This is a genomic window from Saccharothrix deserti, assembly GCF_009769385.1.
GTDB lineage: Bacteria > Actinomycetota > Actinomycetes > Mycobacteriales > Pseudonocardiaceae > Actinosynnema > Actinosynnema deserti.
The window spans coordinates 1-10,754 of sequence record NZ_VKAB01000095.1 but is presented as its reverse complement, the minus strand read 5'-3'; the positions used below and the strand labels follow the sequence as shown (position 1 = coordinate 10,754).

The following is a 10,754-nucleotide window of genomic DNA, read 5'->3' as shown; positions in this document are numbered from 1 at the left end:
CATCCCACGGCTGACGCGCAATGCGTGCCACTAGGCAATCTCGCGTTTCCCGCTATGGACCAGCTTCCTGACCAGCACCTCTTCCGGCCCGGCGACCCGATTCAGGCCATCATCTGCGGAACGCGGGGGAAAAGGGAGGACGTAATGGTGTCCGACGACACCGGGATGGGTGGAGTGGTGGTGGAAGACTCCGGAGATGCCGAGGCCATGGGGGCCGGTGAGGCGAACACCGGTGCCGAGACCGGACAGGACGACACGCGTGCGGTTCGCGTGACCGGGTCGGGGAAGGCGGTCGCGGAAGGGCCGGGTTCGGTGGCCAACACCGGTGTCCGGCGCGTTCCCCGCGCGTAATCGCCTGGACCCCTGTGCTGCTCGAAAAGTCATCGCTGCTGGTCAAGCGACATGTCAGTGTTCTTTGAGCCATTTTCATCGTGATGTCGCAGGTCACGGCGCAAGCTGAGCAGTGGGGAGCGCGGTGGGCGAGGCTCCCGGTAAGACAGCAGTCGGCCAAGATCCGATGCCCCAACCGGGAGCCTCGCCGTGCTGTCTTACCCTGCCGCGATTCCGCTGTCCAACCACACCCTCGTCCGCTTGGCCGATCTCATCCGCGCGGAGCGGGCACGGCGTCGGTCCCGTTGGCGGCGCCTGGATCCTGGCTGTCAGGCGTTGCCCGTGCTCGCCCACCTGCGCAACGGCGACACCCACGCACGCCTGGCCGCCGGGTTCGGCATCTCCCGCAGCACCGCCTGGCGCTACATCCGCAAAGCGGTGGATCTCCTCGTCGCCCTGGCCGACGACCTCCACGCCGCCGGTGAACGCGCCGCCCGATTCGCCTACGCGATCCTGGACGGCACGCTGGTCCCGATCGACCGCGTCGCCGACCAGAAGCCTGTGGGGTGCCAGAACTCTGCACCTGGGCGCTGAGCTGCGGTGATCGCGCACCATGAGCCGTAGAGGCATGATCGCGAGGCGTGGCGCTACGACTGCTGTACCTGATCTTCGTCCGGCTCGTTGGCTGGCTGGTCCTGCTCGGCCGGTCCTCGGCGGCCAAAGACTTGGAGCTGATGGTGCTGCGGCACGAGGTCGCCGTACTGCGCCGCACCAACCCCCGCCCGCAGCTGGAGTGGGCCGATCGCGCGGTGCTCGCCGCGCTGGTGCGCCGACTCCCCCAGATGCTGCGCGAGCACCGATTGGTGACACCGGGCACCCTCCTGCGATGGCGCCAGCGCCTGGTCGCGAAGAAGTGGACCTACCCCAACCGCACCGGCCGCCCACCGGTCGACGACACCGTCGTGGCGTTGATCGAGCGGATGGCCCGGGAGAACGCCAGGTGGGGCTACCGCCGGATCCAGGGCGAGCTGCTCAAGCTCGGCCACCGGGTAGGCGCTGCAACGGTTCGCCGCGTGCTCAAGCGCCTGCGGGTACCGCCCGCGCCCCAGCGCGACACTGACACCTCCTGGCGACGGTTCCTCCGCGCGCAGGCCGCAAGCATGTTGGTGTGCGACTTCTTCCACGTCGACTGCGCCGTGACGCTCAAGCGGGTCTACGTGTTCTTCGTGATGGAGGTCGCCACCCGCTACGTCCATATCCCCGGCACCACGACCAGCTCTGACGGCCCGTGGACCACCCAACAAGCCCGCAACCTGCTCATGGACTCGGCAACCGGGCGGACGACTTCCGGTTCCTCATCCGCGACCGGGCCGGCCAGTTCACCGCCTCGTTCGACGCGGCCCTCTCCGGCGAAGGCATCCGGGTCGTAAAGATCCCACCACGGTGTCCACGAGCCAACGCCCACGCCGAACGGTTCGTCGGCACCGTCCGACGCGAAGTCACCGACCGCCTGCTCATCATCAACCAACACCACCTGCGAGCGGTCCTGGATCGCTACGCGGCCCGCTACAACCACCGCCGACCTCACCAAGCACTGCAACTCGCACCACCACGACCGGACCACCCGATCGCAGAGCCGGGCTGCACCTCGATACACCGCCGACCAGTCCTCGGCGGCCTCATCAACGAGTACGAACCCACGGCAGCCTAACCGCAGGTCAGACCATGTGGCCGACTTTTGACACCTCACACGTCCCGTCGTCGGCCTCCACCGGGTCGTCACCGTGCTCGATCACATCGTCGTAGGCCAGATCGGCAAGGAACTGGGCCGCGCCCGACAGCACCGCCGCCGTCCGCGGCGTCACGTGATCGGAACCGCACTCCTCGCAGTCCGGCGCCCCACATCCGCACACGGGGAACAGGGCGGCGAGGTCCGGCCACGACGGGAGCGGACGGTCGTGTTCGTCCACCTCCTCGACCCCGCACTCCGAGCCGGAGATCTCCACGCCCTCGACGTCGACCATCATGTACGGGTCGGCCAACTCCAGCAGCGCGGCCGCGGCATCGCCGCGCACGTAGTCCCGCTCGGCGGCGCGCACGTCGTCGACGGTCCGCCCCGGCTCGTCGTCGACGCCGTAGTCGGTCCGGTCGATGTGCCGCAGCGCGGCGTGCTCCAGGGCCTCGGGATCGGTCACCTCGACGATCACCGTGGCCGTGATCCGCAGTCTGCGCCCGGTCGTGTCGGTTCCGGTCATCCGGCGAGCCTACGACCGTGTTCGGGACGGTTGCGGGCGCTTGACGGACCTTGAGGGCGGTTCACTCCCCTGGGTGATGTATGGCGCCGGTTGGGCGGATTCACCCGTTCGTGGCGACCCCATTTGGCGTTGGTCAAAGATCTGGAGCGACCCGCTCCTGATTTCGCTCCTAAACAGCGTTCACCAAGATCGCAAAGTTGCCGTTCCGTGACCCATTCAAGATCGACACCAGCGCACGAAAAAGCCCGCTGACCTGGGCTTTCATCCAGATCGAGCGGGCTTCTTCAGACCGTCGGGACGACAGGATTTGAACCTGCGACCCCTTGACCCCCAGCCCCGCCCGGATCATGAAGTGACCTGCGAAAACACCGAATCAGCAGGTGACGGCGGTGCCGTTGCGTGCGGTTCGATGCAGCTTGACTCCGTTGCGGCTCAATGGATTCTCCCATTTTCCTCCCACGCATCCTCCCACCGCCGGCCCGCGGCGGCCGTGTGGACGTCGAACGCATGCGTAATCAAGTGACCAGCGTCCTCGCAGACAGCAGCCGTAGCCGTAGCCGTAGCCGTGACGATGCGATTGATCAACAGGGACGAAGCTTGCAGCGATTGAAGCCGCAGTTCAGAGGTGGCATGCCGTCTTTCGGCACCCCACACCAGGGCAAGACCTTCGCCACCCGACTCGCTGCCGCAGGCCTGGTCCTCGCCCCGAACACCCGCATCTACACCTCGCGTCGCTGAAGGCGACCCGGGCTGGCCGACGTCGAGCGCACTGGTTCCACCACTTAACCTCGACGGCCACGCTCCGGGCGTGCTACAGCCACCGTTCCACGAGATGCCGGGGCGTGTCGTGCGGCACGTACCAGCGCCTGGCCTCGGCGTCCCATCGGGCTTTCGCGGCCTTCTTGGCCGCATCCTTCTCCGCGAACGGCACGTTCAGGTACAACCGGCCGGCACCGTTGCCGTTCGGCCCGGACGTGGGCCGTACCTCGGAACGAGCGGACCGGGCCGGACGGGCCGGCGGGTCGGGGCGGGCGCGCCCGACGATGTGGCGCACGCGTTCGCAGGCCCCGGGATCGGTGATGCGCATCATCAGGTCGGTGGGGCCGGTGCCGGCGAGCAGGTTGAGCGATCCGTGCCAGAGCACCTCGTCGTCGACGATCACGACCTTCTCGTGCATGCGCTCGCGTTGCATCACGGTGCAGCCCGCCGCCCCCAGCGCCGAGATCTGCCTCTCGTCGTCGGATCGCCGGCCCGGTCGGGTGTGGACGGTGACGCGCAGCCCGCTGTCGATCCGGGGTTTCAGCTTCGAGAGCCAGCGTTCGACCGGGGCGGGGTCGAGGAAGGCGCAGTAGATTTCGATACTGCGCCGAGCGTGCGCGATGTCCCAAGCGACGGCGCGCGGCACCTCGTCGGCCGGGAAGAAGGCCGGCCGGGTCAGTTCGTTCGGGCCGAGGCCGGCCAAGTCGGCAGCCGAGCGGAACGGGACGAGGTCGCCGACGTCGAGCCGGTGCGCGTGCCGCTGGAGGTAGTCCACCATGCGGGCGGCTTCGCCGTGGGGCTTGAGGTTGCGGCTCAGGAAGTCGACGTCGGCGACCACCACGAGGTGGTCCTGCGCGCGGCTCACCGCCACGTTGAGCAGCCGGCAGGTCGCGGACGACAGGCCCGTTCCCTCGTAGAAGAAGCCGACCTTGTCGCCGGCGCCGGCGACGGTGTCGATCACCACCAGGGGTCGCTGGCTGCCCTGGAACCGGTGCACGGTGTCGACGACACCGTCGTAGTCGGCGCCGAACCGGTAGGCGAGGCTACCCTGCAACGCCCTGACCTGGTCGCGGTAGGGGGCGATGACTGCCATCCGAGCGGCAGGCCGGGCATCGGGCGGCCCGCCCTCCTCTTTGCGCGCGGGCAGCACGCCGTCGTACTGGAGTCCCCGGACGAGTTCATGGATCACGGCCTCGTGCACCGGGTTGGACTTGTGACCGCCCGAGCCGCCCCGTGCGGCCGAGCGCCGAGACGCGGTGTCGACCAGCACCAACGGTGTCTCCAGCAACGGCGACGGCGGCAACCGGCTGGTGTCCGCCCGCCCGGTGATCAACGGCGCGTCGGGGTAGGCGATCGTGTTCACGACCGCGCAGATCGCCGAACGCATCCGGTACTGGGTGTTCAGCCCGACCAGGCAGTCATGGGGCCGCACCCGCCCCTGGCCGTCGACGAGTCCGACCGCGTGGAAGGCGTCGCGATCCATCCAGCGTTCGGAGTGCGACCGCGTCTCCTGACTGGCGTTGCGGTCACTGGACCCCCGGGTCACCGCGGGAAGCTGCCGGAAGTCGCCGGCCACAACCACCCGCTTCTTCGCCAACGCGGCCGCGTACCACGCCGAGGGGAGGTTGACCATGCCGGCTTCGTCGATGACGACGGTGTCGAACTTGTCGATCAAGTACCGGGACTGCACCGCCTTGGCCACCGTCGTCCCCATGACACGGCAGTTGCCGCGCACCACCTCCTCGACGGTGCGGAGCTCCTCCTGCCGCGCTTCGAGGCGTTCCCGCAGATTCTTCGCCGTGGTGACGAGCTGGTCGGCGGGCGCGATCCCGGCCAGCTTGGGCAGGAGCGCGCCCACCTTGCGCTCGGCGGCCTCCGCCTGCGCCATACAGCGCTGCTGTTCGGCAGTGGCGAACTGGTGCTGCGCGGCCAGGTTGGCGATGTCCTGGTTGACCGCCTGGAGCTGAGCAAGGAGTTCGTCCCGTCGTCGCGCCTTCCGTGCGGCGAACAGTCCGGACGGCACTCCGATCCCGGTCAGCTCGGCGTGCAGCCGGGCCGCCTCCCGTCCGGCGCGGTCGGCCTGGGCCGCGGCCGCGGCGGCGTTCCGCGCGGCCTGCCCGACATCGCCGCGCAGTTGCGCAAGGCTCCGCGTGAGTTCCGCGTACTCGCGGTGCAGCGCCAAACGGCCGTCGACGACGTCGAGCTGATCGCGCAACGCCCCGATCTCGGCAGTCAGGGCAGCGCTCAACCGCGCTACGATCTTCTGCGGCTCGATCTGGTCACCGTACTTCTCTTTGAGCGAGCCCACCGCGATGTCCCCGACCCGCTGCACGAGCCCGTCGGCGAATCCGCTCTCGGCACTCAACAGCTCGCACAGCCGCTCCACCGCCTGGTCCACGGCGACCTTGGTCGGCGCGAGGAACAGCACCCGGTGCCCCTGCCGGTGGTTGCCCTCCACGACATGGCCGACGACCTCGGTCTTACCAGTGCCGGGCGGCCCCCAGATGAACGTGAGATCGCTGCCCAGGGCGCGGACTACGGCAGCCCGCTGCCGGTCGTTGAGCTGCAGGGTCCGCCAGTCGCGCACGTACCGCTCCGGGTCCGGGCACTGACCGGCTGCGGGCAGGCTCCGGCCGACCAGCCACCCGGCCGCGGTCAGGTTCAACCCGCCGGATCCGGAGGTGGTCTGCTCGAGCTGTTCGGCCAGGGTGACCAGGCCGGACGTGTCGTCCTCGCGGAGTTCGGCTTTCGCCCCCAGCGCGGCGGACGTGCGCAGGCGGAGCCGACCGCGTTCGGCGACGACGAGTTCCGCAGGCTCCCAGCCCGCACGCGGCCGGGCACGCACCAGCAGCGGCCGGTCGGAGAACGAGTCCTTCCAGCCACGGGCGGCAAACGAGTACTCGTGTTGTTCGCCGTCACCGCCCACTGCCTGGCCTTCGGTCAGGACCACCTTGTCGAACCCGGTCTCCGCGCCAAGGGTCGCATCGATCTCCGCGCGGACCGCGCGCAGCAGCTCAGCTAGCTCCGGCCGGCCCCCAGCTGTCTCGGCGGTCACCCCAGGCACCCCGATTCCCCCTCAACGCACACTCTCGGTGACTCACCGTACCGGGTGTGGACGATCGGACGTCACCGATCCGAGGGAGGAGAAGCGGAGCCGTCCTGTTCGAAGGTCGGCACTCATCGCGTGATCACGAGCGGCGCGACATCCGTGTGAACCTCGAACTCCCCGATTTCGAGCAGAAATCGGTGCTGCGCGCGTAGCTTGAGAGCCGCCTGCGCGGAGTGCGCATCGCGCCGTCGCCGAGCATCGGTTGTCCGAAGCCGAATTGGACAACAGGGTTCCACAGGCGCAACCCACGCAGAACTGGCGCAGCGAGCCTCGTCACGACCCCCGCAAGGTTCGACACCGTCCAACTCCACGCTACGGAAGACAGGAATGTCACCCCCTTCCGACGTCGAGAACCACGCACAAAAGTCCGCAATTCTGCGGCCAAGGTCCGCGCTGCAATATGAGCGCCCCTAGCCTTTCGTCAGCGCTATTGTTGCCTTCTCACGCCGAGGGGGAGAGCGGTGCAGAACGAGTGGTTATCCGGTGACGAGCTCACCGTGGCGGACGTGGCCGAACTGCGGTGGCACGTGCGCCCTGAGGCCGCCATCGAGCGCTTTGACCTGCCTGGCTGGTCCTACGAACAGGCCGTCGACTTCCCCTGCCCTCGCTGTCAAGGCATTCTACACACCCTGCGCAAGCCGTACGAGGCGGGTGGCAAGCCCTACCGCTACATCGCACTGGTCTGCCCTCGGTGTCCTGCGACCTTCACCCTGGAGGACCTGGGGCTCAAAAAACACGCTGACCTGTTCGCCAGGAAGGGTGGCAAGCCACCTCTTGCGATGCGGGGGCAGGGAGCTCCGGATGCCGCAGGCCGTCCGAATCCGGACGGCAGTGAGGACACTTCCGTTACGGGTATCGCACAGGTTCGGTGGGGTGTGCGCCCCAAAGCCTCCGTCGCCCGGTACGACCTGCCCGGGTGGCGTTACCTCCGTCAGACCGAAGTCGACTGCCCGCAGTGCCGAAACGCGCTGCACTGCCTATACCGGGTCTACCACCAGCAGGGCATGCCGCGGGTGCAGGCAGCCCTGGTCTGTCCCGAGTGCCCGGCCACGTTCACCACTCGACAGCTGGGAGTGTCGCGCGGTTCGGTCTTGGGCGGCATGCGGGCCGAACTACTCGACCGCGTGCCGTCTCACCGGAGCAGCGATGGCGACCCCATAGGGCGCATCATGCCCTGGAACGGCCCAGCCGGGAGCCCTGCCGCGCAGGCATCGCACCAGTCCCCCGACCTCGTCACCTCTGCCCTGCTCAGCGGTAGCGGAGACGACACGGCTCACACCGCGCTCGGTGCCTCGTCACCGAGCGAGTACAGCGGGACCGGAACGGAGCCTTGGAGGGGTCACGCCGGGCAGACGCCTGCCGCGCTGCTGCGCCTGCTGAACCAGTCCAAGCTCCGACGACCACGTTCCGCATACGGGCCGCCGCGCGGCATCACAGTGTCGCCCCCGCAGGAAAAGCGACTGCTGCACTGGCGCAAGACCAGCGATCCCCACGTGGAACTGCCGACTCTGCCCGACGACGTCGACATCCGCTTCCTGCTCCCGATGGGTGCGGCCTTCGACGGTCTGCGGGCTCGGCTGGAGACAGCTGGCGTCCCCTACCGTTCTGTGGCTCACTGGGTGGAGGACGAGATCATCTCCACTGTAGGGGATGACGGTGTGTTCCACGGCTTGTCGGTCACCACGCGCTTGACCTCCAGGAGTGGCGTCGACAACGGATGGCACACCCCGGTTTCGGACCTGCCCGCCTACGACGCCCGCGATGCCTTCGCCGGAACCTGGGACGCCCACGACGTCACCGTCCTGCGGCAGGAAACCGCGTTCGTGCCCACTGCGGGACTGGTCCCGGCGCAGTGGCTTGACTACTTGCCGTTCGACCGGTTCAACCCCGCGCAGGCGCAAGCGGCGCCAGCGGTGCTGGACACCTCGGACCACCTCGTGATCACTGCGCCCACAGGCGCGGGCAAGACTGTGGTGGGCATGCTCGCGGTGCTGCGGACGATCCTCGGCGAGGGGCGCAAAGCCGCGTGGCTGGTGCCGCAACGATCCTTGACCGACGAACTGGATCGGGAGCTGGAGACCTGGCGCGGCCTCGGTCTTCGGGTCGAGCGCCTATCCGGTGAGTACAGCGTCGACCTCGACAAGGTCCGCGAAGCCGATCTGTGGATCGCCACAACCGAGAAGTTCGAAGCGGTCTGCCGCGCGAGTTCGCTGCAGACCGCCCTCGCCGACGTCGGCTGCCTGGTGATCGACGAAATCCACCTGCTCGGCTCGGCTGTCCGAGGCCCCTTGTTGGAAGCGCTGCTGGCGCGGGTGCGCGGTGCCGCGTCCCCGGTGCGCATCGTCGGTCTGTCCGCCACCGTGTCCAACGCCGCCGAAATCGCCGAGTGGCTGGACGGACGACTGGTCGCCACGGCGTGGCGACCATCCCGGTTGACCTGGCAACTGCCAATGATCCCCGCGTACTCCGATCGGGCCGCCGACTCCACGGCGCGTACCCGCATCACTGTCGAGTTGGCCCGAAGTGCCACCGACGGCGACGGCAGCGTCCTGGTGTTCTGCGGCAGCAAACCCAACGTACGCACCACCGCGCTGGCCCTGGCCGCCGATCGCGGCGCCAACACCGCCGGCATCGCCTCGGACGACATCGACCGGCTCCACGAGGTCTGCGCGTCGGTCGGCATAGGGCTGCACTATAAGGACTGGGAATTCAAGCGGGAAGCCGAAGCGCGGTTCCGGTCCCGGGAGTGGAACGTCCTTGTTGCCACCAGCACCGTCGCCGCGGGGGTCAACCTGCCCGCCCGTGCTGTGATCATCCGGGACACCCGCATCGGGTTGGACAACCTCGACGTGGCCACGGTCCTGCAGATGTTCGGCCGCGCCGGTCGGATCGGCGCGGGTGAACACGAAGGGTGGGGCTACCTGATCACCAATGAGCTGGAGCGCCCCGCCTGGCAGGGGGCGCTGGTCGACGGCTACACGGTCTACTCCCAGATTCACGACAGCATCGCCGACCACGTCCTGGCGGAGGTGTTGCAGGGACGAATCACCTCGGTCCAAGACGCCGAGCAGTGGTGGTTGCACACGCTGTCCCACCACCAAGGCGATGATGACGTCGAACCCGTCGTCGAAGCGATCGACTTCCTCTTGGACAACGGGTTCCTCGCCGAGGACACCCGTACCGACGGAACGCCCGGTGTGGCGGTCACCGACCTGGGCAGGCTTACCGCCCGGTTCATGGTCGACACCAGCACCGCCGCCGACGTGCTCACCGTGCTCAGTCAGCTGCCGGTGCCCGGTGACCCTGACGCCGCCGAAGAAATCCTGGCGCAGGTGATCGCGGTCGCGGTGCCGGAACTGGCCGCCGCGCCGATTGCCGAGAACCACCGCGCGGTCGTGGCCGCCGTCCTCAAGGCCCGGGGGTATCGGACACGCATCAACTCCTCCACCCGCGTCGGTGGCCTCGGATCGGCCATGGCGTTGTCCCCTGGCGATCTGGCACGTGCGGCGATCCTGCTCGTGGCCAACTCGCCCGAGCTGTTCACGCGTCCGGCACGAGTTGTGGCCGGTCTGCCGAACAGTCTCCTGTTCCCCGTCCTGGAACAGGCGCCCCGCTACCTGGCGTGGCTGGCCGCACAGGGCCACCTCGCCTCGGTGCATCCGTGGGTCGCGATCGTGGCCGGCGATCTGGGGCGCCGCATCCGCTGGCGGCGTTGTGGGCCGCGCCGTGGTTCCGGGCGCCTGCTGTGGATGCTCGAGAACATGGCGACACCGGCACACGCCACCGAGGTGGTGCCGCGGTTGTGGGCCGCGGTCGGCGCACGCGGCATCACCGCTCCCGACTGGCCTCACACCGCGCCACCGCACGATTGTCGGCTCGACTCGGGCGAGTACACCATGCTGCTGCGGGAACGGGTGACGCACTGCGCCCTCGACGCCGGAGGTGATCGGGTCACGGCTGCTGATCCGGTGAGCGGGACGCTCACCGCCTGGACCGGGTCCGCCACGACCAACGCGACCATCGAAGGCCTCACGACCGTGGTCTATCCGAAAGCCGACGACAACGACGACGCGGTCCGGGGTGCGGCGATCTTCACCCGCCGCGGTGACCACAAGGCCATCGGATGGCTTGCCCGCTATCGGGCGACGGACGCGACCTGATCAACCCGGTTCTCAGTGCCCGTTTCCGAGCTATTGGGGTTGGGTGAGTCGACGGCTGGTGATGCGGATCATGGCCCAGCGGACCATGGCCTCGTGGTGGTGTCGTAGGCGTTCGTAGTCGCGGACGCAGCGGCGGTGTCC

General features: G+C 68.5%; 6 protein-coding genes and 1 pseudogene. 5 read left to right on the top strand and 2 right to left on the bottom strand.

The window, feature by feature from the left end:
• The 4 genes and pseudogenes from FM051_RS52865 to FM051_RS52855 all read left to right on the top strand — a co-directional run.
• The coding region (locus FM051_RS52865; protein WP_238413238.1) for a hypothetical protein at positions 1-351 on the top strand (351 nt) is incomplete at its 5' end.
• Between the two features lie 189 nt (positions 352-540).
• A pseudogene (locus FM051_RS48755) lies at positions 541-891 on the top strand (helix-turn-helix domain-containing protein); the annotation flags it as partial.
• A gap of 80 nt (positions 892-971) precedes the next feature.
• Positions 972-1,760, top strand: coding sequence for a helix-turn-helix domain-containing protein (locus FM051_RS52860; RefSeq protein WP_238413237.1), 789 nt, complete (start codon positions 972-974; stop codon positions 1,758-1,760).
• Entirely contained in the window at positions 1,688-2,041 is a 354-nt protein-coding gene (locus tag FM051_RS52855) for an integrase core domain-containing protein (protein WP_238413239.1), read from the top strand. The genes FM051_RS52860 and FM051_RS52855 overlap by 73 nt, the downstream gene beginning before the upstream one ends.
• Before the next feature lie 7 nt (positions 2,042-2,048).
• Here FM051_RS52855 and FM051_RS48745 read toward each other — a convergent pair whose 3' ends face one another.
• Both FM051_RS48745 and FM051_RS48740 read right to left on the bottom strand, forming a co-directional pair.
• Positions 2,049-2,585 (bottom strand): hypothetical protein, encoded by a 537-nt coding sequence (locus FM051_RS48745; protein WP_158854650.1) that lies wholly within the window; start codon positions 2,583-2,585, stop codon positions 2,049-2,051.
• A gap of 811 nt (positions 2,586-3,396) precedes the next feature.
• Entirely contained in the window at positions 3,397-6,399 is a 3,003-nt protein-coding gene (locus FM051_RS48740) for an AAA domain-containing protein (protein WP_158854648.1), read from the bottom strand.
• 1,547 nt (positions 6,400-7,946) lie between these two features.
• Here FM051_RS48740 and FM051_RS48735 point away from each other — a divergent pair.
• Complete coding sequence (locus FM051_RS48735) at positions 7,947-10,613, top strand: DEAD/DEAH box helicase (RefSeq protein WP_238413236.1); 2,667 nt, start codon at positions 7,947-7,949, stop codon at positions 10,611-10,613.
• Positions 10,614-10,754: the final 141 nt, after the last annotated feature.

Coding starts and splice junctions, on each gene's coding strand:
- FM051_RS48745 (WP_158854650.1), bottom strand. CDS start 2,585: ATGACCGGAACCGACACGACCGGGCGCAGACTGCGGATCACGGCCACG.